This window comes from Bacillus sp. FSL R7-0646, from assembly GCF_037969865.1.
GTDB lineage: Bacteria > Bacillota > Bacilli > Bacillales > Bacillaceae > Bacillus > Bacillus licheniformis.
In genome coordinates this window covers 3,153,580-3,178,477 of record NZ_CP150217.1, presented here as the reverse complement: position 1 = coordinate 3,178,477, position 24,898 = coordinate 3,153,580, and the positions used below count along the sequence as shown (strand labels likewise).

Annotated in this window: 29 protein-coding genes and 1 pseudogene; 19 read left to right on the top strand and 11 right to left on the bottom strand. The window is 46.0% G+C overall.

Going from position 1 to position 24,898, the window contains the following annotated elements; genetic code table 11:
- The first annotated feature begins 78 nt into the window (after positions 1–78).
- Positions 79–696: a 3'-5' exonuclease KapD gene (gene kapD, locus MKY62_RS16575; RefSeq protein WP_003184808.1), complete on the top strand. Its 618-nt coding sequence runs from the start codon at positions 79–81 to the stop codon at positions 694–696.
- A 27-nt stretch (positions 697–723) separates the two neighbouring features.
- Here the strand turns inward: kapD and MKY62_RS16570 are convergent, their stop codons facing one another.
- On the bottom strand, positions 724–1,113 hold the full coding sequence (locus MKY62_RS16570) for a kinase-associated lipoprotein B (protein WP_003184806.1): 390 nt from the start codon (positions 1,111–1,113) through the stop codon (positions 724–726).
- 67 nt (positions 1,114–1,180) lie between these two features.
- On the opposite strand from MKY62_RS16570, the gene MKY62_RS16565 reads away from it, so the two are divergent.
- Positions 1,181–1,381 carry a hypothetical protein gene (locus MKY62_RS16565; RefSeq protein ID WP_003184804.1) on the top strand — a complete coding sequence of 67 codons (201 nt, stop codon included), beginning with the start codon at positions 1,181–1,183 and terminating at the stop codon, positions 1,379–1,381.
- A gap of 26 nt (positions 1,382–1,407) precedes the next feature.
- Here MKY62_RS16565 and MKY62_RS16560 read toward each other — a convergent pair whose 3' ends face one another.
- A complete protein-coding gene (locus MKY62_RS16560; protein ID WP_003184802.1) occupies positions 1,408–2,571 on the bottom strand; it encodes a MalY/PatB family protein in 1,164 nt (387 codons plus the stop codon).
- Positions 2,572–2,677: 106 nt separating this feature from the next.
- Here MKY62_RS16560 and MKY62_RS16555 point away from each other — a divergent pair.
- Both MKY62_RS16555 and MKY62_RS16550 read left to right on the top strand, forming a co-directional pair.
- Positions 2,678–3,153, top strand: a pseudogene (locus tag MKY62_RS16555) (hypothetical protein).
- A 79-nt stretch (positions 3,154–3,232) separates the two neighbouring features.
- Positions 3,233–3,487 carry a DUF1871 family protein gene (locus MKY62_RS16550; protein WP_011201725.1) on the top strand — a complete coding sequence of 85 codons (255 nt, stop codon included), beginning with the start codon at positions 3,233–3,235 and terminating at the stop codon, positions 3,485–3,487.
- A gap of 39 nt (positions 3,488–3,526) precedes the next feature.
- Here MKY62_RS16550 and MKY62_RS16545 read toward each other — a convergent pair whose 3' ends face one another.
- Positions 3,527–4,348 (bottom strand): alpha/beta hydrolase, encoded by an 822-nt coding sequence (locus MKY62_RS16545; protein ID WP_009329497.1) that lies wholly within the window; start codon positions 4,346–4,348, stop codon positions 3,527–3,529.
- A gap of 204 nt (positions 4,349–4,552) precedes the next feature.
- Between MKY62_RS16545 and MKY62_RS16540 the strand changes: the two genes are divergently transcribed.
- The 3 genes from MKY62_RS16540 (at position 4,553) to yugI (ending at position 6,819) form a co-directional block, all read left to right on the top strand.
- Positions 4,553–5,053 carry an Lrp/AsnC family transcriptional regulator gene (locus tag MKY62_RS16540; protein ID WP_003184796.1) on the top strand — a complete coding sequence of 167 codons (501 nt, stop codon included), beginning with the start codon at positions 4,553–4,555 and terminating at the stop codon, positions 5,051–5,053.
- On the top strand, positions 5,054–6,226 hold the full coding sequence (locus MKY62_RS16535; protein ID WP_011198244.1) for an aminotransferase: 1,173 nt from the start codon (positions 5,054–5,056) through the stop codon (positions 6,224–6,226).
- A gap of 203 nt (positions 6,227–6,429) precedes the next feature.
- Complete coding sequence (gene yugI, locus MKY62_RS16530; protein ID WP_009329495.1) at positions 6,430–6,819, top strand: S1 domain-containing post-transcriptional regulator GSP13; 390 nt, start codon at positions 6,430–6,432, stop codon at positions 6,817–6,819.
- A 232-nt stretch (positions 6,820–7,051) separates the two neighbouring features.
- Here the strand turns inward: yugI and MKY62_RS16525 are convergent, their stop codons facing one another.
- Positions 7,052–7,288, bottom strand: coding sequence for a DUF378 domain-containing protein (locus MKY62_RS16525; RefSeq protein ID WP_003184789.1), 237 nt, complete (start codon positions 7,286–7,288; stop codon positions 7,052–7,054).
- Positions 7,289–7,430: 142 nt separating this feature from the next.
- On the opposite strand from MKY62_RS16525, the gene MKY62_RS16520 reads away from it, so the two are divergent.
- Both MKY62_RS16520 and MKY62_RS16515 read left to right on the top strand, forming a co-directional pair.
- The gene (locus tag MKY62_RS16520) at positions 7,431–8,594 is read left to right on the top strand and encodes an iron-containing alcohol dehydrogenase (RefSeq protein ID WP_009329494.1); all 1,164 of its coding nucleotides are present in this window, start codon (positions 7,431–7,433) and stop codon (positions 8,592–8,594) included.
- A 289-nt stretch (positions 8,595–8,883) separates the two neighbouring features.
- Positions 8,884–10,236, top strand: coding sequence for a glucose-6-phosphate isomerase (locus MKY62_RS16515; RefSeq protein WP_003184785.1), 1,353 nt, complete (start codon positions 8,884–8,886; stop codon positions 10,234–10,236).
- A 23-nt stretch (positions 10,237–10,259) separates the two neighbouring features.
- Here the strand turns inward: MKY62_RS16515 and MKY62_RS16510 are convergent, their stop codons facing one another.
- Both MKY62_RS16510 and MKY62_RS16505 read right to left on the bottom strand, forming a co-directional pair.
- Positions 10,260–10,769, bottom strand: a complete 510-nt coding sequence (locus tag MKY62_RS16510) for a GNAT family N-acetyltransferase (RefSeq protein ID WP_003184784.1) — start codon at positions 10,767–10,769, stop codon at positions 10,260–10,262.
- Between the two features lie 68 nt (positions 10,770–10,837).
- Positions 10,838–11,314 carry a TspO/MBR family protein gene (locus MKY62_RS16505; protein ID WP_003184782.1) on the bottom strand — a complete coding sequence of 159 codons (477 nt, stop codon included), beginning with the start codon at positions 11,312–11,314 and terminating at the stop codon, positions 10,838–10,840.
- 117 nt (positions 11,315–11,431) lie between these two features.
- On the opposite strand from MKY62_RS16505, the gene MKY62_RS16500 reads away from it, so the two are divergent.
- Positions 11,432–11,998: a DUF421 domain-containing protein gene (locus MKY62_RS16500; protein ID WP_009329492.1), complete on the top strand. Its 567-nt coding sequence runs from the start codon at positions 11,432–11,434 to the stop codon at positions 11,996–11,998.
- A gap of 38 nt (positions 11,999–12,036) precedes the next feature.
- Positions 12,037–12,441 (top strand): YugN-like family protein, encoded by a 405-nt coding sequence (locus MKY62_RS16495; RefSeq protein ID WP_003184777.1) that lies wholly within the window; start codon positions 12,037–12,039, stop codon positions 12,439–12,441.
- Here the strand turns inward: MKY62_RS16495 and MKY62_RS16490 are convergent.
- Both MKY62_RS16490 and MKY62_RS16485 read right to left on the bottom strand, forming a co-directional pair.
- Complete coding sequence (locus MKY62_RS16490; protein ID WP_009329488.1) at positions 12,438–13,421, bottom strand: potassium channel family protein; 984 nt, start codon at positions 13,419–13,421, stop codon at positions 12,438–12,440. The two genes, MKY62_RS16495 and MKY62_RS16490, sit on opposite strands and share 4 nt — an antisense overlap.
- Complete coding sequence (locus MKY62_RS16485; RefSeq protein ID WP_003184771.1) at positions 13,418–13,672, bottom strand: protein mistic; 255 nt, start codon at positions 13,670–13,672, stop codon at positions 13,418–13,420. The genes MKY62_RS16490 and MKY62_RS16485 overlap by 4 nt, the downstream gene beginning before the upstream one ends.
- 182 nt (positions 13,673–13,854) lie before the next feature.
- On the opposite strand from MKY62_RS16485, the gene MKY62_RS16480 reads away from it, so the two are divergent.
- From MKY62_RS16480 to MKY62_RS16465, 4 genes are all read left to right on the top strand, one after another.
- Positions 13,855–14,079 carry a hypothetical protein gene (locus tag MKY62_RS16480; protein ID WP_003184768.1) on the top strand — a complete coding sequence of 75 codons (225 nt, stop codon included), beginning with the start codon at positions 13,855–13,857 and terminating at the stop codon, positions 14,077–14,079.
- A gap of 99 nt (positions 14,080–14,178) precedes the next feature.
- Positions 14,179–14,853: a zinc metallopeptidase gene (locus tag MKY62_RS16475; protein WP_025805900.1), complete on the top strand. Its 675-nt coding sequence runs from the start codon at positions 14,179–14,181 to the stop codon at positions 14,851–14,853.
- 50 nt (positions 14,854–14,903) lie between these two features.
- Positions 14,904–16,193 carry a hemolysin family protein gene (locus MKY62_RS16470; protein ID WP_016886102.1) on the top strand — a complete coding sequence of 430 codons (1,290 nt, stop codon included), beginning with the start codon at positions 14,904–14,906 and terminating at the stop codon, positions 16,191–16,193.
- A gap of 180 nt (positions 16,194–16,373) precedes the next feature.
- Positions 16,374–17,159 (top strand): glycoside hydrolase, encoded by a 786-nt coding sequence (locus MKY62_RS16465; protein WP_003184763.1) that lies wholly within the window; start codon positions 16,374–16,376, stop codon positions 17,157–17,159.
- 82 nt (positions 17,160–17,241) lie between these two features.
- Here the strand turns inward: MKY62_RS16465 and MKY62_RS16460 are convergent, their stop codons facing one another.
- Both MKY62_RS16460 and MKY62_RS16455 read right to left on the bottom strand, forming a co-directional pair.
- Positions 17,242–17,916 (bottom strand): hypothetical protein, encoded by a 675-nt coding sequence (locus MKY62_RS16460; protein ID WP_003184761.1) that lies wholly within the window; start codon positions 17,914–17,916, stop codon positions 17,242–17,244.
- Positions 17,913–18,503: a TetR/AcrR family transcriptional regulator gene (locus tag MKY62_RS16455; protein ID WP_339613791.1), complete on the bottom strand. Its 591-nt coding sequence runs from the start codon at positions 18,501–18,503 to the stop codon at positions 17,913–17,915. Before MKY62_RS16455 ends, MKY62_RS16460 begins: the two co-directional genes overlap by 4 nt.
- Positions 18,504–18,805: 302 nt before the next feature.
- On the opposite strand from MKY62_RS16455, the gene MKY62_RS16450 reads away from it, so the two are divergent.
- The 3 genes from MKY62_RS16450 to MKY62_RS16440 are packed head-to-tail and all read left to right on the top strand — an operon-like array spanning position 18,806 to position 21,999.
- The gene (locus MKY62_RS16450) at positions 18,806–20,488 is read left to right on the top strand and encodes an alpha-glucosidase (RefSeq protein ID WP_173667851.1); all 1,683 of its coding nucleotides are present in this window, start codon (positions 18,806–18,808) and stop codon (positions 20,486–20,488) included.
- Positions 20,489–20,526: 38 nt separating this feature from the next.
- Positions 20,527–20,928: a secondary thiamine-phosphate synthase enzyme YjbQ gene (locus MKY62_RS16445; protein ID WP_003184756.1), complete on the top strand. Its 402-nt coding sequence runs from the start codon at positions 20,527–20,529 to the stop codon at positions 20,926–20,928.
- 15 nt (positions 20,929–20,943) lie between these two features.
- Entirely contained in the window at positions 20,944–21,999 is a 1,056-nt protein-coding gene (locus MKY62_RS16440) for a nitronate monooxygenase (protein ID WP_003184753.1), read from the top strand.
- On the opposite strand, the gene MKY62_RS16435 is transcribed toward MKY62_RS16440, so the two are convergent.
- Positions 21,979–22,716: a protein-glutamine gamma-glutamyltransferase gene (locus tag MKY62_RS16435; protein WP_009329469.1), complete on the bottom strand. Its 738-nt coding sequence runs from the start codon at positions 22,714–22,716 to the stop codon at positions 21,979–21,981. The genes MKY62_RS16440 and MKY62_RS16435 overlap by 21 nt on opposite strands.
- A 130-nt stretch (positions 22,717–22,846) precedes the next feature.
- Between MKY62_RS16435 and MKY62_RS16430 the strand changes: the two genes are divergently transcribed.
- The gene (locus tag MKY62_RS16430; protein WP_003184750.1) at positions 22,847–24,829 is read left to right on the top strand and encodes a methyl-accepting chemotaxis protein; all 1,983 of its coding nucleotides are present in this window, start codon (positions 22,847–22,849) and stop codon (positions 24,827–24,829) included.
- The last annotated feature ends 69 nt before the right edge of the window (positions 24,830–24,898 follow it).

Sequence of the window (24,898 nt, the reverse complement as noted above, 5' to 3'; positions counted from 1 at the left end):
TATAGGCTTGGATAATTTCAATCCGCTGCGTTACCACCATAAGTTTTTTATATTGAGATAGAAAGGCAGGTGTGAAAGTTGGAAGCGAGCACCTTACTGATTATTGATTTTGAATTTACAATGCCTGAGGGAAAGTATCACCCGCAAAATTTTTTCCCGGAAATCATAGAAGCAGGGATTGTAAAGGCGGTTCATGATGAGGTGGTTGAGACGTTTTCAAGCTATATTAAGCCGAAGAAGTTCCCTAAATTAACGAGGCGCTGCAAAAATTTTCTCAGCATCACGCAGGAACAGGTTGACCAAGGCATCACGTTTAACGCGCTGATTGAAAAGCTGCGGGAGCTTGATCCTGACCGAAACAGCGTCATCATTACATGGGGAAACATGGATATGAAAGTGCTGAAGCAAAATTGCATGTTCAACCATGTTCCGTTTCCGTTTAAAGGAGAGATGAGGGACCTTTCCATGGAGTACAAGGAATTTTTCGGCGACAAAACATTGACGAATTTGTGGAAGGCAGCGGAAGAGTACGGCGATTCAGGAACGGGAAAACAGCATAAAGCGCTTGACGACGCGATGACAACGTATAAGTTGTTTCGGCTCGTAGAACGGGATAAGAAGTATTTGGAAAATCCGAAGCCGACGACGATCGGCGAACGGGTTGACCTCTCAAAAGTCTTTCCGCACGCCACATAAAAAAACCAATCTGACAAACAGATTGGGTTATTTGTGCAGGAAATATTCTTTTTCAAGCCCATGAATAAGCTCAAGCGATTTTGCCGCGTATTCGGACGAATCGTTTTGCAGATCCGTTTTTAAGCGGCTCAAAGCTGAGCGGAGCGAATCCGCATAATCCGGTACAGCTTCATCGAACGGCTTCACCATGCGGTGCGGGATATTCGTCTGTTCACCGTAAGCGAGCGCTTTTCGTTCATGAAAAAAAGGGACGTCTGCCCGATTGGGATGATGAAGGTCGCCCTGCTTCGGATGGGTCAGCACGGCGAGGATTTTGACCAGGTAGTGCATCGGTTTAACATCCGTAATTTCGCCGATGTAGACGCCTGTTTTATAAAAGCCCTTTACGCGATCTCCGACTTGAAATTGGTTGTTCACTGCATCTGCCTCCTAATGGTATCATAATAAATAAATGGTAAAAAAATCATTTCAGGGAGGAAGAAAAATGGCGCCGTTTCTGATTCAGTTTATGCTCTATTTTCCTGAAGACAAAAGAGAATATATCCCTTCTTTTATTACGCTGGCCGTTTTCTTTATCATCGCGATCGCTGTATTCCGGCTGATTATCAAGCATTCCAAAAAAGAAGCTGAAAAAGCGGAAAAGCTGGAAAGAGAATTGAATGAAACCATCCATAAACGCTCTTAGAAGCGCCCGGCTTTCAGCCGGAACGCTTACGAAAAAGCGGTCTTCAGACGTCGGAGTCCGTCTTTTACAACAGAGAGCGAACATCCGACATTCATTCTGACGAATCCTTCTCCGCCCGGTCCGTACTTCGGTCCCGGCTCAAGAATCAGCTTTCCTTTATGAAGGAGAAGCCGTTTGATGTCCTGATCCGACAATCCGAGCTTTCGGCAGTCAAGCCATGCCAAGTAAGAGGCGTCAGGCTCCATCATGCGGACCTCGGGCAGCTCCTCTGCCAAAAAGCGGCGGACTTCTTCCATATTTCGTTCAATGTATGGGATAAGCTGATCGAGCCATGGTTCGCCTTTTGAATAGGCCGCCTCGATGGCTGCAATCGCAAATGTATTTAAAGAATGCAGTCCCTGACGCTGCATGACCTTTGCAAAGGCGGTTCTCTTCGCTTTGTCGGGTATGATGATGGCTGAGGCCTGCAACCCGGCCAAGTTAAACGTTTTGCTCGGTGCAATGCATGTGATGGATATATCCGCGAATTCCGGAGATAAAGAGGCGAACGGCGTATGGTTCAGTCCGTTCAGCATCAGGTCCGAGTGGATTTCGTCGGAAACAACTGTGACACCGTGTTTAAGGCAGAGTTCGCCAAGCGTTGTCAGTTCCTCTTTCGACCATGAACGGCCGGAAGGGTTATGCGGATTGCAAAGAATGAACAGCTTGACATCCGGTTCCACAAGCTTTTTTTCAAGGTCGGAAAAATCCATTTCATAGCGGCCGTCTTTTTCGATTAATGGATTATGTAAAACAACCCGCCCGTTTTTTTCAACTATATCAAAGAACGGCGTATATACAGGCGGCTGTACGACCACCCGCTCGCCAGGCTCTGTGTACGCCTGAACCGCTTGGGCGAGCGCTGTTACAATGCCCGGGCTGAAGGTGATAAACGCCGGTTCAGTATTCCATCCGTGCCGGCGGCTGAGCCAATCGGTGACAGCTTCCTTCGTGCCCGCGTTTGCAGATGTATAGCCGAAAACCCCGTGCTCCAGGCGCTGCTGAAGGGCGTCAATAACAGGCTGAGGGGCACGAAAATCCATATCAGCCACCCACATTGGAAGCGCGTCATTTACGCCGAATAATTCCTGTGTTAAGTCCCACTTTACAGACTGGGTCCCGCGTCTGTTATGCTCTGTATTAAAATCCATGATCTCACCTCATGTCTTTTTCATATGTTATACATTAACTGTGAAAAGGATAGATTGCAATGTTTTAACCATGAAAGCTTTTATAAAATAAAGGGAGTGGCAGCTGGTGGAATGGAGCAGCATCCTTGAGTGGGCTTTTCAGCGTCATCTCAACCCAATGAGCTGGTATATACGCCCGCTCTTTCTGGTGGCGCTCGCGTACTTTTGTTATAGGCGGTCTTGGAAAGGTGTCATCATTACTTTTTTGCTGATGACGAGCAGCATGGTTTGGTTTCCCGTCCCCGAGCGGATCAATCCGGAGATGCAGGCCGTTTTGGATTACGAGCTAATGCTTTTGTCCAACCCGCTTTCATGATGGGTTTTCTCGTGTTGATTGGCACGGCATTTTGGAAGCGCTCCTTAGGGTGGGGGCTTGCGGTATTGAATGTGACGCTGATCAGAAAGGTCGTGCTGTCAGTGATGCTGACGGGGGAAAACGGCTGGGCGCCCCTCGGAAATACCGTCTTTGGATTGATTCTCGTCAACGGCATCGGGCTGCTGCTGATCGCCTGGAGGGGGAAGCGGGGAAAAGCCGGCCGTTAGCCTGCGGTTTTCCTTATCGACAAGCCGGCATGTTGTGATACAATAGCCTTTGAAACATTAATATGAAGCGGTGATCATGATGAAAGAAAGTCAGGCAGCAGCACAAATCATACACATCATAAAGGAATGGGATCCGTTTCAAGCCGGACCCGATTTTTATGAAACGGAAGCGGCCGAAATCGTTCAGGCCGTCTATACGGAAGACGATGCAGAGCGGCTGGGCGAAGCGATCCAGACCGTTTTTGAAGTATCGTTTGATCAGACGCTGCCTCTGTCGGAATGCAAACGGCTGGCTGAACGGCTCCTTGTGATCAAAGACAGCAGTTCGTGCTGAACAGAATTTAAAAACCGCCAACCGGCGGTTTTTTTATGTTCATGTCAAAATGAAATTGGCAATCTTGTCTGATACATAATCCGGATTTTCTTCAGGGACGAGGTGTCCGGTTTCTTGCAGGGAGTAGAAAATGGAATTGGGCAGATCCTGATGAAGCCTTTTTCCGATCTGTACCGGGACGACGCGGTCCTCTTCGCCCCAGATCAAGAGGGAAGGCGTCTCGATTTTCTTCAAATCATCCGGTGATAAATCGCCTTCCCGGTGTCTGATAAGACGTGCGAGCGCCCTGAAAATTTGATCATCGAGAAACGGTTTCAGGTAGCCGTTGATCATTTCCTGATCGATCAGGGAGCTGTCGTAGACAACATTCATGAGGTTTTTCAGGACGCCCTGTTTTGACAGCCAGCGCTTGATGTACAAATAAAAATAAGGAATATGGCTCCCGAAAATAAGCGAGCGGGGCGAACGCTTTAAATAGCCTGAGCTGCACAGCAGGACGACTTTTTTGAACAGTTCAGGCCTTTCCTTTATCGCATAAAGTGAAATCTGGCCGCCCATCGAATGACCGACAAGCACGGCGTCTTTAATCTTCAGCCTTTCGATCAGTTCGATGACCACCCTGGCCATGTTTTGATAGGTATACACAAAGGTGCTGGATTTTTCTGATTGGCCGAAGGGAGGCAGGTCAACGGCGACTAAATTAAACTCATCCTTCAGAAGAGGAATGATTTTTCTGTAGCAAAACGAGGAAGAAAGAAAACCGTGTATTAAAACGAGCGATGTCTTGCCTGGATTCTCGTAATGTTCATAATATATATTGACCCCTTGAATGGTCTCGATAGAAGGTTTTGTTAACAGCATGATCCAAATCACTCCGAATGTTTTTCTTTCATGTTCAAACAATCTGGCTGCATGTTGTCGCCTAAGTCCTGAGTATGTTATTTATCGTTCCCGAAAAAAATTTTTTCACGCTGCGATTTCGCTTTTTTTACCGCCTTACATTCGTATAAAAACGTGCTATAATATTCAGAAGATTTCTTGACATATAAAAGGTGTGATAACGAGATGAAGCTAACAGAAAAAGAAACAGAAATATTGGAAATATTAGAGGAAAACAGCCGCCTCGAACCTGAAACGATTGCTAAAATGGCGAACATTTCACAGGAAGAAACAAAAGCGATTATTGAAAAGCTTGAAAAAGAAAAGGTCATCATCGATTATTCTGCAATGATCGACTGGCGAAAAGTCGACGGCCATGAAGGCGTGACAGCGATGATCGATGTGAAAGTAACGCCGAAGCGCGGCGTCGGATTTGACGAAGTGGCCGAGCGGATTTATCGTTTTCAGGAAGTTGAATCCGTTTACTTGATGTCAGGCGTATATGACCTGTCTGTTGTCATCCGCGGCAGAACGATGTCGGATATTTCGCATTTCGTGTCCGAAAAATTATCGACGCTTGAATCGGTCGTGTCGACAACCACCCACTTTATTTTAAAGAAATACAAGCATGACGGTAAAGTTTTTGACTCCGGTGATGATGACAAAAGAATCGTGGTGTCTCCTTAAATGAGGACAACTTATATTTCAAAAGCAGCCCAGCAGATCAAACCGTCAGGCATCCGCAAATTTTTTGATCTTGCGTCCACAATGGAGGGCGTGATTTCATTGGGAGTCGGAGAGCCAGATTTTGTGACGGCGTGGAATGTAAGGGAAGCGAGCATCCTTTCCCTTGAGCAGGGCTACACGTCTTATACGGCAAACGCGGGTCTTCTTTCTCTGCGGAAAGAGATCAGCGCTTATCTGAATAAACGTTTTCATCTGGATTATGCTCCTGATGACGAGCTGATTGTTACAGTCGGAGCAAGCCAGGCGCTTGATATTGCGGTCAGGGCGATCCTTGATCCCGGAGAAGAAGTGCTGATTCCTGAGCCTTGTTTTGTCGCTTATGAAGCGCTTGTCTCTTTGGCGGGGGGAAAAGCGGTCCACATTCATACGAACGCAGAGCGCGGATTTAAAGCGAGCGCTGCAGATTTTGAAGCCGTTCTGACTGAGCGTACGAAGGCCATCATTCTTTGCACCCCGTCTAATCCGACAGGCTCTGTTTATTCAAAAAAAGAACTGGAAGAGATCGCGGCTTTTGCCGAAAAACACGACCTGATTGTAATAGCGGATGAAATTTACGCCGAGCTGACATACGATGAAGCGTATACAAGCTTTGCGGAAATCGCCGGAATGAAAAAGCGGACGATATTGATATCGGGTTTTTCTAAAGGGTTTGCCATGACAGGCTGGCGCCTCGGATATGTCGCAGCTCCTGCATATTTAAGGGACCCTATGCTGAAAATTCACCAGTACTCGATGATGTGCGCGCCAAGCATGGCTCAATTTGCGGCGGAGGAAGCCCTTAAAAACGGCCTCGAAGACGTTGAAAAGATGAAAAAAAGCTACCGCCGCCGAAGAAACGTGTTTGTGGATTCACTGAACGAAATCGGGCTTGACTGCCATCAGCCGGGGGGCGCTTTTTACGCGTTTCCATCCGTTAAAAAAACGGGCATGAGCTCAGAGCAGTTTGCAGAGGAGCTACTCATCAGCGAAAAAGTCGCCGTCGTCCCGGGCAATGTTTTCGGTCCGAGCGGCGAGGGCTATATCAGATGTTCCTATGCTTCCTCGCTTGAACAGCTTCAGGAAGCACTCGTCAGAATGAAGCGCTTTGTGGAGAAGGTCGGTGCAGTAAAATAAAAAAATGCGCACCTGAAAGGTCCGCATCAACATAAGGGGGGAATACTAGAAAGCCTTAGTTGTTCTTTAGTATTCCCCTTTCAACTCGGTTTTAAACATACAATGCTAAAAAAAGTTTTTTTGCTTAATAAAGACTTGTATGATATAATTTTTTATTGCGTATAAAAAGAGATTAAATTCATAAGATTTAGGAGTTGTTAGTTATGACAGCAAAGTTTGAAGTAGGCAGTGTTTACACTGGTAAAGTGACTGGATTACAGGCGTACGGAGCGTTTGTTGCATTAGATGAAGAAACACAGGGACTCGTGCATATTTCTGAAGTAACACACGGTTTCGTTAAAGATATCAATGAACATTTGGCGGTCGGTGATGAGGTGCAAGTGAAGGTTCTTTCCGTAGATGAGGAAAAAGGCAAAATCAGCCTTTCTATCCGCGCTACACAGGCAGCTCCTGAACGAAAAGAAAGCAAGCCTAGAAGACAAAAGGCTGTTCAAGCCGAAGATACAGCTGCTCCACAAGGATTCAACACTTTGAAAGACAAACTTGAAGAGTGGATCGAGCAGTCCAACAGAAAAGATCTTATTAAGAAGTAAATGAAAAAACTCCGGCAAAAGCCGGAGTTTCAGCGTGTCGACAAACCCTCGCATTCGTTGTCAGGCCTGCGCGTCGGTGCTCACGAATTCCAACATTCGCTCCGCTCCGATGCTCGGCCTTCCTAGACTGCAAGGGTTTTCAATCACGCTGAAAGGATGACAAAATCCCAAAACAAAAGCCGTTTTGGGATTTTGTCAACAATCTTAAACTCCGGCAAAAGCCGGAGTTTTTTTAACGCATTTCCGGCTGTTTGGCGTCTTCGCCGGCGGTCTCTTCAGCAGGTTTAAATAAAAGTCCGAGGTTGATCAGACCTGCGATTCCGACAAGCGCGTAAACGGTCCGTGCTAAAGCAGACCCTTGGCCGCCAAAAATGGCTGCAACCAAGTCAAATTGAAAAAATCCTATCAGTCCCCAATTGATTGCTCCGATGATCGTTAAAACCAATGCAATACGTTGAAGTGCATTCATTTGTTATTCCTCCTATTTTGAAATCATATATTTCACATTTATAGATTGCGACCGATTTGGAAACATTATACGCCTGAGGAGCAGATCGCTTTACAGAGCGTTCGGCGATTTCCCATAATAGTAAATAAAGGAGGAGATGTAGATGGATAACTTTACATATTGGAATCCCACAAAGCTGATATTCGGCCGGGGAGAAGTTGAAAAGCTGGCAGAAGAGGTGAAACAATACGGCCGCAATGTCCTGCTCGTATACGGCGGAGGCAGCATTAAGCGAAACGGTTTATACGATCAAGTCATTTCAATCCTTGAAAAGGCGGGCGCGACCGTCCATGAACTGCCCGGCGTCGAACCGAATCCGCGTGTTGCCACTGTGAATAAAGGAGTTGCGATCTGCAAAGAGAACGATATTGACTTTCTTTTGGCAGTCGGCGGCGGAAGCGTCATTGATTGTACGAAAGCAATTGCTGCCGGAGCGAAATACGACGGCGATGCGTGGGATATTGTGACGAAAAAACATATTCCGGCTGATGCGCTGCCGTTTGGAACAGTTTTAACGTTAGCAGCAACAGGCTCTGAAATGAACTCGGGATCTGTGATCACAAATTGGGAAACCAATGAAAAATACGGCTGGGGAAGCCCGCTCGTATTCCCTAAATTTTCAATTCTTGATCCGGTCAACACGTTTACCGTCCCGAAAGACCACACGATTTACGGCATTGTCGACATGATGTCCCACGTGTTTGAGCAATATTTTCACCATACCGAAAATACCCCTTATCAGGACCGGATGTGCGAATCCCTGCTTAAAACGGTAATTGAAACAGCTCCTAAGCTCATTGAAGACCTAGAAAACTATGAGCTGCGTGAAACGATTCTGTATACAGGCACCATTGCGCTGAACGGCATGCTATCAATGGGCGCACGCGGAGACTGGGCAACGCACAATATCGAGCACGCTGTTTCAGCCGTATACGATATTCCGCATGCGGGAGGGCTTGCGATTCTGTTCCCGAATTGGATGAAGCACACGCTTTCCGAGAACGTCGGCCGCTTTAAACAGCTTGCCGTCCGTGTTTTTGACGTAGATGAAACAGGAAAAACCGATCGCGAAGTGGCGCTTGTTGGAATCGAGAAACTGTCTGAATTCTGGACCAGCCTTGGCGCGCCAAATCGTCTTGCCGATTATGACATTACAGATGAGAAGCTTGATCTCATTGCCGACAAAGCGATGGCAAACGGCGAATTCGGCCGCTTTAAAACGCTGAATAAAGACGATGTTCTGTCTATTTTGAAGGCTTCTTTATAAGATTTCTTGACGGCTCAAGGAGAACCGCCATTCCTTGAGCCGTTGTTTATTGTTATGTTTTTGACAAAAATGCAAGTGGAGGCTGAAAAAACATGCATTTTTGGCGGGCATCCTCCATCCTCCTTTTTTTCGTCACTTGATTTAACGAAGGAGTTCATATAAAGTGAAAAGGGAAGAGGCTGTCGCCGAAAATCGACATGTTTTAAAACCCTTTGGCCCGCACTCTCATGCAAATGAAAGCGCTGGCGGGTATTTGAAAGAAAACAGCTAGTACTGGAGGTTTAATAATATGACGCATGTCCGTTTTGACTACTCAAGAGCATTGCCATTCTTTAAAGAACAGGAGCTTACATATCTGCGTGACTTCGTTAAAGTCGCCCACCATACCATTCACGAAAAAACAGGTGCGGGCAGCGACTTTTTAGGCTGGGTGGATCTTCCGACTGACTATGATAAAGAAGAATTCGCCCGCATTAAAAAATGCGCTGAAAAAATTCAAAACGATTCCGATGTTTTGCTGGTTGTCGGAATCGGCGGTTCATACCTCGGCGCAAGAGCAGCGATCGAAATGCTGAATCATTCATTTTACAATGTGCTGCCGAAAGAAAAGCGGAAAACGCCGCAAGTGATTTTCATCGGCAACAACATCAGCTCTTCTTACATGAGAGACGTGATGGATCTTCTTGAAGACGCTGATTTTTCAATCAACGTGATTTCTAAATCAGGCACAACGACAGAACCGGCGATTGCTTTCCGGATCTTCCGCAAGCTTCTTGAAGAAAAGTATGGAAAAGAAGAAGCGAAACGCCGCATTTATGCAACGACAGATAAAGAGCGGGGCGCATTAAAAACGCTTGCTAATGAGGAAGGTTTTGAATCATTCATCATTCCTGACGATGTCGGGGGCCGCTTCTCTGTGCTCACAGCGGTCGGCTTGCTTCCGATCGCAGTCAGCGGAGCCGATATCGATGAAATGATGAAGGGCGCCCGCGATGCGAGCAAAGACTTCTCCACATCAGAGCTTGAAGACAATCCGGCTTATCAATATGCGGTCGTCAGAAACGTCCTTTATAACAAAGGCAAAACAATTGAAATGCTGATCAACTACGAGCCGGGCCTTCAGTACTTCGCAGAATGGTGGAAGCAGCTCTTTGGTGAAAGTGAAGGAAAAGACGAAAAAGGCATTTACCCTTCTTCAGCCAACTTCTCTACTGATCTTCACTCTCTTGGACAATACGTACAAGAAGGAAGAAGAGATATGTTCGAAACGGTGCTGAACGTTGAAAAGCCAAGACACGAGCTGACAATCGAAGAAGCGGACAATGATCTTGACGGCTTGAACTACCTTGCCGGCAAAACAGTCGACTTCGTTAATAAAAAAGCGTTCCAAGGCACAATGCTCGCGCACACGGACGGTAACGTGCCGAACCTGATCGTGAACGTACCTGAAATGAACGCTTACACGTTCGGCTATCTCGTGTACTTCTTTGAAAAAGCCTGCGCAATGAGCGGATACTTGCTCGGCGTCAACCCGTTTGACCAGCCTGGAGTGGAAGCATACAAAGTCAACATGTTCGCCCTTCTCGGCAAGCCTGGCTTCGAAGAGAAAAAAGCAGAGCTTGAGAAGCGTTTGAATCAATAATTGAAAAAACACAGCCTCCGGACTTATTGTCCCGGAGGCTGTTTTAATTCGTATGACGGATGCTGAAGTCCGGTGGACGGATAAAATTCGTCATGTATGTAGACGAATCCTAATTTCTCCAATCGTTTTCGTGAAGCTGTATTTTCAGGATGATGTCCCGCAAACAGCTTTTTTGCCCGGATTTTGTTAAATGCGTACTCAATCATGGCTTCAGCCGCTTCAGATGCATAACCTTTACCCCAAGCTGAACGGACGAGATGAAAACCAAGCTCGTACACATCATTTTCCGGGTCATAGGGGCGAAGGCCGCAGCATCCGACGAATTCATTGTTGCTTGTTTTAAGAACCCCGTGTGTTTTATATTGTTCGATTTCCAGCAGCAAACGGTTTCTTATTTCGCCTTCGGTCATGATTCCGTCTGCTGTTAGATAATTGGTCACATCTCGATTTCCCCACAATGTCTTTGCCAAATTCAAATTCTCTTTCTTCCATAAAGAAAAGCCGATGCGTTTAGTTTGCAGAAAGTGGTTCATTCCGATCCCCCTGTAAGGCTGCTGTTCACCCTATTTTAACACAGCTACAGCCGTCGGGGCTCTCTAGGCTAATGATTCATCCCGTAAATCGTAAACGCGAGATAAGCCGCGAAAAAACTCCACAGCACATAAGGGATAAAGAGAATGGCCGCCGTTTTGTGAATTCGCCGTGTGATAAAGGTGAGCGAAAGAGCGGTAATGGCTACGAAAAAGGAGTCGACTGCGGCAGCAAGTAAGTTTTTTTGCGTAAATTGAAAATAGCTGAATGCCTGGTTAAACACATAGTTGATGATCAGCATGATCCAAAATGGCGCAGCTGCTTTTCTCATGTCATATGCAGCATACACGAGCGCCGCTGCTAATGAAATGAAGGCGAACAGCACGCTCCAGACGGTTCCGATCAAACGGCCTGACGGCGTCCAATCCGGCTTGTTTAATGACTCATACCATTCCCGGTCTACGGGAAATAAAATTCCTGCGAGTGAAAACAGTGCATATATAACGAGAAACACTATCACAGCCGTTACTATTTTTCCTTTCTTCAATAGAGGTTCCTCCCAAAAATAACCTTATAACATTGTCTTTCCCTATTTGTTCAAATATACTCATACCGCGCAAGCTTCTGAACCATACTAAAAAAATAAAACGGTTGGAGTGACACCATGGCATTTGTATTGGAAACATTGTTTCTCATCTTAACGGGCATTGTTCTGCTGAGAATTTCGGGAAGAAAATCAATTTCGCAGATGACAATTGCCACCACCGTCGTCATGATATCCATCGGAACGATCATCGTTCAGCCGATTATAGAAGACAGCATTTTTAAAACGGTGGCAGCTGCATCGATCTTTATCATCGTCCTTCTGTTGATCGAGTACTTGAAAATGAAATTTGATTTTTTTGAAAGCCTGATTGCGGGGAAAGCCGTTGTATTGATCGAAAACGGGGAGCTCCAGGAGCAGAATTTAAAAAAGCACCGCCTGACCGTCGACCAGCTGGAAATGAGGCTCCGGACACAGGGGATTTCAAAGTTAGCGGATGTGAAAAACGTAACGCTCGAATCAAACGGCCAGATCGGCTACGAGTTATCGGATGATGCCAAGCCTTTCACTATGGGAGAGTATAAAAAATTCCTGCGCATGCAAAACAACCTGCAGCAGCCGGAGGACAACCTGTTTAAAGAAATCACCGAAGGCCATCTGAACGAACCTGATAAGCAATTGCGCTAAAGTCCTGGCATATAAAAACGAAAAAAGGAGTTTTTTTCATGATAAGCTTACCTTCTGAACTGGAAAACCGGTCGTTTTCTCTTTATCACCTCGAACAGACGCTGAAGCCTCTCGGCTATGTGATCAGCGGCGGCTGGGAATATGACCGCGGCTTTTTTGACTATAAGATTGATGATGAGGACGGATACCTGTTTTTGCGGATTCCGTTTGAGGCGGAGGACGGACAGCTTGATTCGCAAAATGCGACGGTCAAGCTCGGCACGCCGTTTTTGCTTCGCCATGTCTATCAGGAAGCGCTGGATGACTACGTCGTTCAGGGGAATTTCCGCGCATCTTTTGACCAGTTTGCCGAACCGAAAGAAAAAGACGCCGATATTCCCGGCGTCTATGAAAAGCTTGGCCAATCGTATGTAAAAGAACTCGAAGAGGCGCTTCTTTCTTAAAGGGACAGCAGCTGGTCCGTCGGCTGTAGCTTGTACGAAAAAGAAGGAGACAGCACAGGCCCGTCTTTTTGGTGGACACCGATGATGAAAATGTCTTCCTTCATAAAATGGCGGATCACTTCTTGAAAAGACGCGCCCTCCATCGTCTTCGGAAGCGGAACCCGATGGACTTTGAAATGAATATCCGCTTCCGTAAAAAGCGGATCAGGAAGCTGGTCTTTAATGAGAAAATGCTGCAGCATCGCCGTTTTTAAAAGGTCCGCCGTACTGATGATTTGGTTGGCTCCGGCGCGCTCGGCATTTTTTTTCTGCTTTTCCGTCAAGATTTCTACAACGCAATACACCGACGGGTTCAAGCCTTTAACGGCCAGCAATGTTAAGACCGACTGCATGTCTGCAGATATTTCGCTTTTATGCTGATCGGCGGTTATAAAGACGATTTCAGCCTCTTCGATATTCGCTTTTTGCAGTGTGGCATCATCCGCTGCGTGTCCTCTGATGAAATGAATGTTTTCCATCAGGGGACCTTCCTTTAGCGTTTCATCAATGAGGACGATCGTTTTGTTTGAATCGGCGGCCTGGAGCGTCCTCATCAGCTTGTTGGATTTCTCGTTCCAGCCGATCAGGATCATATGCCCCTTGCCTCTGTAGTTCACCTTGCCTTCGGCGTAGCGCTGCTGCTTGCTGAAAGCGGCCGTCGCCATCGTTGCAAAATAGGCCGTGACAAACGCTGCCCCTATTAAAATCAGGAGCATGCCGACGATTTTGCCGAGCGCTGTTTTAGGGACAAAATCGCCGTATCCGACTGAGGACACGGTGATCAGGGCCCACCATATGCCTTCAAAAACATTTGAAAACTGCTGCGGCTCGACGAAGGTGATCAGCTGACCGAAAAGGAGGATCAATAAAAGGATAATGATTGCGATGCGGACATATATAGGCCACCTCAGCCATGCGATGAATACACGGTTTGATTTCATGCTTCTTCACCGTCTTTCCGCAGGGAAAATGATAAAATTTCTTTGATGATCGCATTTAACTTTTGATTGGTGCTAACTTTCCCGTGCTGTTCAATCGCTTGTCTGATCATCTCTGCCGTTTCTTCTTCAAATTCGATCAGCTGCTCGTCCTTTTCCGATTCGTTATAGAGAAGAATGAACGCATCAAGCCCTTCATTCATTTTATCGATCGCCGTGCTTAACTGTTCTTTTTCCTGATCCGTTACTTTCACCGTGTCACCACCCGAGTTCGCCTTTTTAATCAGTATATCCCTCTTTTGCAAAAATTTTTCAGGTAATAATAAACCTTCGTTAACCGACAATAACCGGTAGAGCTGAAGATTTTCGCTCCGGCGTCATATCGGTTCCCGTCCTTCCATACACTTTTTATAAACGAATGAGGGATGGGAGCGGAATGTCCTGTTTAATGAGGCTCTTTTTCATACTGATCGGAGTCCAGTTGATGGCGGCGTCGTCCATTCAATTCATTTTTGATTTAAACGCCGTGTATCATTCCTCTGATGAGGTGTTCTGGAGGGAATTTTTCAAGGAGCTGTTCACTAGGCCGCCTTTATACTTCATGATTTCAGGAATGGTGCTGATCTTTATCGGGGTTTGTTTGCCGCGAAGAAACAAATAGTGCACTTTTCTGTACAAAAGGAAATCCCTCGGGCTAAAATATATTTACAATTACAATTTTTAAACAACTTATCACAAGAGGGAAGATGATTGCATGAGCATGATTTTTTACTTGTTAACATTTGCTGCATTAGGTTTATCGATTTGGGCACAATTTAAAGTAAAGAGCAACTTTGAAAAATATTCAAAAGTAGAGGCGTCAAGCGGGAGAACTGGAGCCGAAGTGGCCAGACAGATTCTCGACCGAAACGGCCTTTACGATGTCCCGGTTGAACCGGTAAGAGGAACCTTGACAGACCATTATGACCCGACAGCACGCGTTGTGCGCCTGTCCGAACCCGTATACTACGGCCGTTCAATCGCAGCGGTTTCCGTTGCTTCCCATGAATGCGGACATGCCCTGCAGCACCAGGAGTCATACGGCGCACTTGTTTTGAGGCATAAGATGTTTCCGGTCGTGAACTTTTCTTCGGGAGTGGCGCCGTTTTTGTTTATCGGCGGAATGCTGCTCGGAAGCCTGAATCTGATCGGACTCGGCATCATATTGTTTTCTGCGGCCGTATTCTTCCAGCTTGTGACATTGCCTGTTGAATTTAACGCAAGCTCCCGGGCAAAAAGGATCATCGTTTCAGAAGGAATGATCCGCAATACGGAGGAAAGAGGCGTCAGCAAGGTGCTGGATGCCGCGGCTCTGACATACGTCGCAGCAGCGCTTGTTTCGCTGTTTGAGCTGCTGCGCTTCGTCGCAATTTTCCTGTCCGGTCGTAATGACTAACCATTCGTTTTAAGGAGGTGGCCCCTTACCATATTTGGTAAGGGCTTTTTTTGAATATCCTGAATCTCATACTCGTCATACTTTTAATTGCAGCTACGGCTTTTTTCGTTGTCGCCGAATTTGCGATCGTCAAAATCCGCGGCACAAAAATCGATCAGCTCGTTGAAAGCGGGGATAAGCGGGCGATTGCGGCCAAAAGAGTGGTGACAAATCTTGATGAATATTTGTCTGCCTGCCAGCTCGGCATTACCATCACCGCATTAGGGCTCGGCTGGCTCGGAGAATCGACATTCGAACAGATCATTCACCCGCTTTTTGAGTTATTTGGCCTGCCTGAGTCCGTTTTAAGAGTGGCTTCGGTTGTTGCCGCATTTATCATCATTACATTTTTGCACGTTGTGGTCGGCGAGCTTGCGCCAAAAACAATTGCGATTCAAAAAGCGGAAGCCGTCAGCTTATGGACGGCGAAGCCGCTCATTTTGTTTTATAAAATCATGTTTCCGTTTATCAAACTGTTGAATGGCTCGGCCCGGCTGTTAACGAAGCTGTTCGGGTTCCATTCTGTTAAAGAGCATGAAGTGGCGATCAGTGAGGAAGAGCTGCGGCTTATGCTGTCTGAAAGCTATAAAAAAGGGGAAATCAATCAGTCTGAGTATAAATACGTCAACAAAATTTTTGAATTTGACAACAGGCTGGCCCGGGAAATCATGGTGCCGAGAACGGAGATGGCGACGCTTTTGGCCGATCAATCCATAAAAGAAGCGATTGAAACCGTCATTAATGAACGCTACACGAGATATCCGGTTATTAAGGACGATAAAGACCATATTATCGGAATTGTCAACAGCAAGGACTTGTTTAAATCGTATTTTCTCGACGAGACGATTCCTTTAACTGACTTAATGAGGCCTGTCATCAGGGTGATTGAGAACATACCGATCCAGGAGCTCTTGATTCGCATGCAGAAGGAACGGATCCATATGGCCATTCTTGTTGATGAGTACGGCGGAACGGCAGGGCTGGTTACGGTAGAAGACATATTAGAGGAAATCGTCGGAGAAATCAGGGATGAGTTTGATCAGGACGAAATGCCGCACATTATAAAAAAAGGCGAACATCATTATATTATGGACGGAAAAGCTTTAATCGACGAAGTGAATGACCTCCTTCATATCGCGATAGAAAACGAAGAAGTCGATACGATCGCCGGCTGGCTTTTGACGCAAAAGATGGAGCTGAAAAACGGGGACATCCTTAAAACTGAGGGGTGCGAATTTAAAATTCTTGATGCTGAAGATCATCATATCCGTTTCATCGAAGTGAAAAAAACGGATTTTTAAAAACAGCTGCGGTTGGCCGCGGCTGTTTTTTAGTTCGATGGCCGTTCCTTATTTCAATAAAATGGATATTTATTCAAAGATAAGAGGATATATCTATGGAAAATCATGACTTTTTACGAATGTGCACCTTGTCGTTCTTTTTTATAATATGATGTATAAATATGAGGAGGTTTTTAATACGTGAAAAACAACCATTTGCTAAAATCCATTCTGCTATGGGGTGCCGTATGCATCATAGTGCTGAAAGGGCCGCTCTCAGCATTTGCCGCTTCGTCATCAAACCCGTCGGATAAATTGTATTTTAAAAACAAAAAATACTACATATTCAACAATGTATGGGGAGCCGACCAGGTCAGCGGCTGGTGGCAGACCATTTATCATAATAGTGATTCAGATATGGGCTGGGTGTGGAATTGGCCGAGCAATACAAGCACGGTAAAAGCTTATCCGTCGATCGTCAGCGGCTGGCATTGGACTGAAGGCTATACTGCCGGAAGCGGCTTCCCGACGCGATTGTCAGATCAAAAAAACATCAACACGAAAGTCAGCTATTCGATCAGCGCAAACGGCACATACAATGCCGCATATGACATTTGGCTCCACAATACAAACAAGGCGAGCTGGGATTCGGCTCCAACCGATGAGATTATGATCTGGCTCAATAACACAAACGCCGGACCTGCCGGTTCCTATGTCGAAACTGTATCGATTGGCGGGCACAGTTGGAAAGTATATAAAGGCTATATTGATGCTGGAGGCGGCAAAGGGTGGAACGTGTTTTCATTTATCAGAACAGCAAACACCCAAAGTGCGAACCTGAATATTCGGGATTTCACGAATTATCTTGCCGACTCCAAACAGTGGCTTTCCAAAACAAAGTATGTCAGCAGTGTGGAATTCGGTACTGAAGTTTTCGGAGGCACAGGACAAATTAATATTTCCAATTGGGACGTAACGGTCCGCTGATGGATTTACACCGCTCTTTCGCAAAAAGAGCGGTGTTTAATTTATTCCAAATGTTCTTTTTTAGGCGTTCGCAACTGAAATATTACGATACCATCCTTACGTATTGCCGTTTATCTTCATCCTGAATAACCACTCCAAGCTTTGCCAGGTCTTTGCGCAGAATTTTTGCCTCTTCATGTTTATTATCCAGTAAAGCTCGTTCTCTGGCTAAAAGTAGCGTATTGATATGCGAGGGAAAATCGGGGTGATCCGCAACCCAGCGTTGATACTCATTCTTAAAGGGATCTTCGTCTGCCCATTTATAGCCGTGATGTTTAAAAGCACTTTCTGCTAGCGCTCTCTTTGATTCAAGTTGTTCACGGTACAATTCAGTGCCCTTATGACCAAGAACAACAAGATCCTTCTTCTCAAGATAAATTGCAGAAATGTCTTTTTTCTCAATCACTTCTTCTTTCTCTTTAAACAACAGCTTCACGTTTTGATCAGAAATGAACACTTGAAGAATTTCAGTGAAAATATATTGTGAAAAAAATAGGCCGGCAACGATTCCGATAAATGCAGCGATAATTGAAACCCAGAAACTGTTTAGTGATGTGATAAATTCCAAAGGCCCTTTAAAAGGAACGATTGGAATGGTCAATACCCAATCGGCTATAACAGGCAAAAACCATCCAAGAACAGCTCCTAAAACCGGTGGAATGATCCAATATAAGGTTTTCTCTATTTTAGACAATCCAATAATCGTTTCCTGATTCAAAATCTTTCACTGCCTTTCATTACATTACTGACTGCTGTTTCCCATACTTTTTTATAATCCATCTCAATTCCTAAAATCATAAAGTTACCCAAATTATCAATGATCAGGGCAAGGGAGTGTGCATTCACTTTGGTGTTTTTAGAAGAGATGACACCGAGTTCGACACCGTAGGAAAGCAATGCTTCAAAACCTTCTAAGAATTGTTCCATGATAGATTTAAGCTTTTTCTCATATCTTGGTTTTTGTGCTGCACTTAAAACAAACTCGTGTACCACTTTTAAAGCAGGAGAGTTATGTTTATACTCTTCAAAATAGCGTACGCCGTCTGTTATTAATCGTTTTTTAAAGTTCTCCTTCGTGTACTCATTGATTGAAAAAAATTCAGAGAAATTGTGATCATCAAATACAATGTGAAATAGATAATCCACCAGCTCTTCTTTAGAAGGGAAATAATAGTAAATAGCCGGTTTAGAAATGCCGACTTCCGATGCAATCATTGAAAGGCTCGTGCCTTTTAGGCCGTGTTGGGCAATAAGAGTAAATGCTGCTTCAACAATCGCATCTTGGGTGTTCATTTTCTTTTTCATTGAAATCATCCTTAGCATAATCTGTATATTTATTTTACTTACCGATAGGTAAAAAAGCAACTGTAATTTATGCTTTACATATTCTGTATTAACAGATGCTCCGTTTCAAAAGGATTAAAGCTTCTTTCACCTACTCTTGCCGTCACCCTTGCTGTCTTCAAAGGATTTATAGTCCGCAAAGCATATTTAGTATTGAGAAACGTATAATCGTTGGTATATCAAAGTTTATAGGATGTTTATGTTCGGAGTCTAAAAATATTTTATTCATATATCATAATGTCTTCACAACAAGGGGTGTTTGAATGGCAAGGGCATGGTGGAAAGAGGCAGTCGTTTATCAAGTGTATCCGCGCAGTTTTATGGATTCGAACGGGGATGGCGTCGGAGATATCAACGGGATCAGAGAGAAGCTTCCGTATATCAGGGAGCTCGGGGCAGATGCCATTTGGATTTGTCCGGTCTTTGATTCTCCCAATGCAGATAACGGCTACGACATCAGGGATTATCAAAGCATCATGCCGGAATTTGGCACGATGGACGACTTTGACGACCTATTAACTGAAGCGCATCAGCTCGGAATGAAACTGATCATCGATCTTGTCATCAATCATACGAGCGATGAACATCCTTGGTTTATCGAATCAAGAGCAGAGCGGAATTCCGGGAAACGGGACTGGTATATTTGGCATGACGGAAAGGACGGAAGCGAACCGAACAACTGGGAAAGCATATTCGGCGGCTCAGCCTGGACTTATGACGAAAAAACAGAGCAATATTATCTGCACCTTTTTCACGAAAAGCAGCCTGATCTGAATTGGGAAAACAGTGATATGCGAAGCGCTCTTTATGACATGATCAACTGGTGGCTTCAAAAAGGAATCGACGGATTCAGGGTTGACGCGATTTCGCACATTAAGAAAAAAGAAGGGCTGCCGGATCTGCCGAATCCGGAAGGGCGCCCTTTCGTGCCTTCATTTGCTTATCATATGAATGTCGAAGGGATTATGGCGTTATTGCAGGATGTAAAAGAGAATACGTTCGCCGGGTATCCACATATCATGACAGTCGGCGAAGCAAACGGTGTCAGCGCTGAAGAAGCGGAGGACTGGGTTGGAGAACCAAACGGTATATTCAGCATGATTTTTCAATTTGAACACCTCGGGCTTTGGGATATTGAAGGCGGAGAACCCGATATCCCCGAACTCAAGCGGATTTTGTCAAACTGGCAATCTGCTCTTGAAGGAAAAGGCTGGAACGCGCTTTTTATCGAAAATCATGATCAGCCCCGGGCCGTTTCAGTTTGGGGAGATGACGGGAAATACAGAACAGTCAGCGCGAAGGCCTTAGCTGCAATGTATTTTTTGATGAAAGGCACCCCGTTTATTTATCAAGGGCAGGAAATCGGAATGACAAACGCGATTTTCTTAGATATAGACGATTATGATGACGTCTCGATTAAAAATTATTACCGGATTCAAAAAGAAAAGGGCCGCTCACACGAAGACATCATGAAGGCGGTATGGAAAAAGAGCAGGGATCACGCGCGCACGCCTATGCAATGGACTGATCGGCCAAATGCCGGCTTTACCAAAGGGGAACCGTGGCTGCGCATGAACGAAAATTACAAGCTGATCAATGTCGTTCATCAGCAGCATGACCCCCGGTCGGTCTATCATTTTTATAAACGGTTAGTCGCAATCAGAAAACGGTATGACGTCTTCATCGACGGATCATATAAACTGCTTCTGGCTGAGGATCGGCAGATTTTTGCATACTTGCGAAAGCTTGAAGAAGAAACCGCCATCGTGATCGTGAACCTCAGCGCACGCCAGGCGTTTTACCATCATCCCGCATATCCGTTATGTTCGAACGGACTGCTGCTGTCAAACTTGGATATCAACGCGCACAAGCACCTCACATCTTTCATGATGAGACCCTATGAGGCGCGCGTTTATTTGATCAGACAGGAAATCGGCGATTTGTAACGAATTGAGAAAGGGTGCCAAGAAAGGAGCGGATTCGTATGTTGAAAAAAATACAGATTCAAACAAACCGGCGCGATGAAATGCTTGATATCACAAATGACGTCCAAAGATTCATCTCAGAAAACGATGTTTCCAGCGGCGCTGTTATCGTCTACTGTCCGCATACGACGGCGGGTATAACGATCAATGAAAATGCCGACCCCGATGTCAAACGCGATATGCTGAGAAGGTTCGATGAAGTGTATCCGTGGGAAGATGAGCTTGACCGCCATATGGAAGGGAATACAGCGGCGCATTTGAAAGCGAGCACGGTGGGCGCATCGCAGCATATATTGATTGAAGGGGGCAGGCTTGTCCTCGGGACTTGGCAAGGCATATATTTCTGCGAGTTCGACGGCCCGAGGCACCGGACGTGCTATTTTAAAATTTTATCCGATTAAAAGGAGGAAATAAAAGTGAATCAGTTCATGGAACGCCTCTCTTTGTCAAAGCCTGTGATCCAGGCGCCGATGGCGGGCGGACCGACAACGCCAAGGCTCGCCGCAGCCGTATCTGACTGCGGCGGCTTAGGCGGCCTTGCCTCCGGCTATTTGACGCCGGAAGTTCTTCGACAACAGATTCTGGAAACAAAAAAGCTGACATCAGCCGGGTTTCAAGTCAACCTCTTCATTCCGGAAAAACGGGAAACCGTCAGCCGGGAAGAATATGAAGGGTGGCAGGAGAAGATACCTTTGGCGCATTCGGCTTCACCCGTGACAGATGAGAGACAAGATTGGGGCGATTTTTACGAGAAAATAGAAATCATTCTAAAGGAAGGAATCAGCGCCGTTTCATTTACGTTTGGCCCTCCGCCGGCCGATGCCGTCAAGGAACTGAAAGACCGAAACTGCTGTTTAATAGGCACCGCGGTTTCAGTTGAAGAAGCCGTGCTGCTTGAAGAACTGGGGATGGATGTCATCGTTGTTCAAGGTAGTGAAGCGGGCGGCCACAGGGGAGCCTTCTTGAAAACGAAGGGAGAGCCTGCTGTCGGCTCGATGTCCTTAATTCCCCAAGCGGCAGATCATGTGTCGGTTCCGGTTATCGCAGCGGGCGGCATTTTTGACAAAAGAGGTGTTGCTGCAGCTTTTGCCCTCGGCGCACAGGGCGTTCAAATCGGTACCGCTTTTTTGACGTGCGAAGAAAGCGGAACACACCCTGCCTACAAACAAAAATTGTTCGAAGCGGTTGAAACCGACACAAGCCTGACCCGTTTGTTCTCGGGGAAGCCGGCAAGAGGCATCGTCAATCAGTGGATGGAAGACAGACGCCAGGAAGAAGCTGAAGCGCTGCCTTATCCTCTGCAAAACACGCTGACGCAACCGATGAGAAAACAGGCGAAGCTTGACGGGAATACGGATAACATGTCATTGTGGGCCGGACAGAGCGTGCGGGCCACCGTCGAGCAAACGACGGTGAAGGAGCTGATGGATCAGCTTGTGCCGGCCGATGTGCTATCTGATCATTTGAATTAATGCCGGAATATCAACCCGCGTCACTTGGGAAAGCAGATAGGCGGACGTCTGTGCATGAGGCTTTCTCAGCCCGTTCAGTTTTTCAATGATTGTTTCGCCGCTTAAGATCCCCAGGCCGTGTGCCGCATAGAGATTATTTTCAAGTAAAATAGCATTTTCTCCGCGCCACTGCGGTCTTGAGGGATCGAATTCAGGGTTCTTGAAATACAGGCAGTCTCCCGGAAGGTAGTCGTTTCCTTTATCCGTATAGATCGGCAGCCGCTCATAGTGCCAATCGTATAAAATGATCCTTTGATAATTCCGGTCAAATGTCTGGTCGCCGATCGTTTTGAGAAGCGCCATATAAAAAATGATGACAATCGCAGTCGCGCACTCAAAAGCATAAGAAGGGCCGCTTTCAAAAATATTTCGAATCGCCTTTGAAGCCGGTGCCCTGTACTTCAACTCCAAAGCCCCCTCAGGCGTCACCCTCCAAAACTCTTCATTCCCGTATGTCTTTGAAAAGGTGGCAAACTTCGCTCCGCTGTTGATCAGCTCTCTGGCCGATTTGACGGTATGCTCTCTGAATCTCAGCTCAAATAACAGCTCTGAGATTGAACCGTATCTATATCCGGACGGCATGGCCAGCATCCGGTTGGCGATGTCTCTCTGCGTCTGACTGACATTCAGTTTTTCGATATCCTCAGGACGGAGCCGGTAGCCCGAAACACTTATCATAGGATACACCCTTTTCCTTTTTTATTAGCGTATGCCTGATGCTTGGGCAGGAAAACGGTCTAATTTTCCGCTTTTTTTATTTAAAAAACAGACCCCGTCTCCGATAAAAGTAGAGAAAGGGGAATCACACATGAAAAAGCTTTTAAATTGGATGAAACGTCCTTCTATTTCTAAAAAATTAATTTTCTCTTTTATATTCATTTTAACAATTCCGATTTTGGTTCTTTCGGTTACTTCATATTTTACGGCCAGCAGCACGCTTGAGGATGAGATTTTGAGAAGTGCGAAAGACAATATCGATGAACTGAACGACATCATTCAGCAAGATATCGGCAGCAAGGAGACTTCCATTGCGTATTTCAGCGAATGGATTGATCAAAAAGCGTACAAAGAGAAAGGCCAGACTGCCATTAAACAACGGTTTGAGCAGTTTGCAAAACAGAATCCCGATGTTGAACTCGTCTTCACCGGATCGGAAGATAGTGTTTACGCACAATATCCGAATGCTCCACTGCCCGACGGGTATGACCCGGTAGAACGCGACTGGTATAAACAGGCTGTCCAGGAAAAAGGGAAAACGATCGTAACTGAACCTTATAAGTCCGCATCAACAGGCCATATGGTCGTCACGATAGCCAAGCAGAATAAAGACGGTTCTGGGGTCGTCGCCCTTGACTTGAACATTGACAAGCTGATCAAATCGGCAAACAGCATCAGCATCGGAAAAACCGGCTATGCATTCATCATCGGTGAAGGGAAAACGTATGTCGCCCATCCGAAAATAAAAGCCGGCACAGATGCAGAAGCTGATCTGACAGAGCAAATGTTCAGCAAAGAGAGCGGCTTGTTCACCTTCAATGAAAAAGGCAAAGAAAAGAAAACGGTCTTCACGACAAACAAACTAACCGGCTGGAAAATCGGCGGAAAGATGAATACAGCGGAGATTAAAGACGCTGCCCAGCCAGTGCTTCACATGGCAGTCATGACATTGGCAGGCGCCATTATTCTCGGCGGCATCCTTGTTTACTTTATCGTCCGCGCGATCAGCAAGCCTTTAAATCAACTCGTCTCTTCTGCAAAAAGCATCAGCGAAGGAGATCTGACACAAAAAATCGATGTCCGCTCCAAAGACGAATTCGGCCAGCTGGGCACAAGCTTCAACGAAATGGCTGACTCGTTGCGCTCTCTGATCAGCACGATTCAAGAATCGGTCGACAATGTGGCATCTTCTTCAGAGCAGCTGACGGCAAGCGCGGACCAGACAAGCAAAGCGACCGAGCACATTACATTAGCCATCGAGCGGTTCTCAAGCGGCGCTGAAAGTCAAAGCGAAAAAGTCGAAGAAAGCTCACAGCGGCTCAGCCAAATGAATGAGAAGCTGAATGAAATTGCAGGCGTGTCAGAATCGATTACAGAATCCTCGGGTAAATCGACGGAAATTGCCGAAACAGGCGGAGAGCTCGTCCAACAAACCGTCGGGCAGATGAACTCGATCAACAGGTCTGTCAAACAGGCTGAACAGGTTGTCAAAGGGCTTGAAGCGAAATCGAAAGATATCACCGCGATCCTGCGCGTCATAAACGGAATCGCCGATCAAACGAATTTATTAGCTCTGAACGCCGCCATCGAGGCAGCGCGGGCCGGCGAATCAGGCAGAGGCTTCTCGGTTGTCGCTGAAGAAGTCAGAAAGCTTGCGGCTCAATCAGCGGGATCGGCAAAAGAAATCGAAGCGCTGATTCAGGATATCGTTAAGGAAATCGAACATTCGCTCAACATGTTCAAATCGGTCAACCAGGAAGTACAGTCAGGACTCGAAATTACCGAAGAAACGGAATCTAGTTTTAAACACATTTACGACATGACAAACGAAATCGCAGGCAAGCTGCAAACGATGAATGCCGCCGTAGAGCATTTATCAACAGGTTCTCACGAAATATCCGATGCGGTCGAAGAGATCGCCGACGTATCGCGTGAAAGCTCTGCCGGCATTCAGGACATCGCCGCTTCAGCGGAAGAACAGCTGGCTTCCATGGAAGAAATCAGCTCATCCGCTGCAACGCTCGAACAGATGGCTGAAGAGCTGCGCGATTTAACGAAAAAGTTTAAGATTTGATGAAAAGAGGCTGCTGGTCAGCCTCTTTTTTCAGTTCTATCTTCAAGAATTTTCAGAAATACTTTTTAA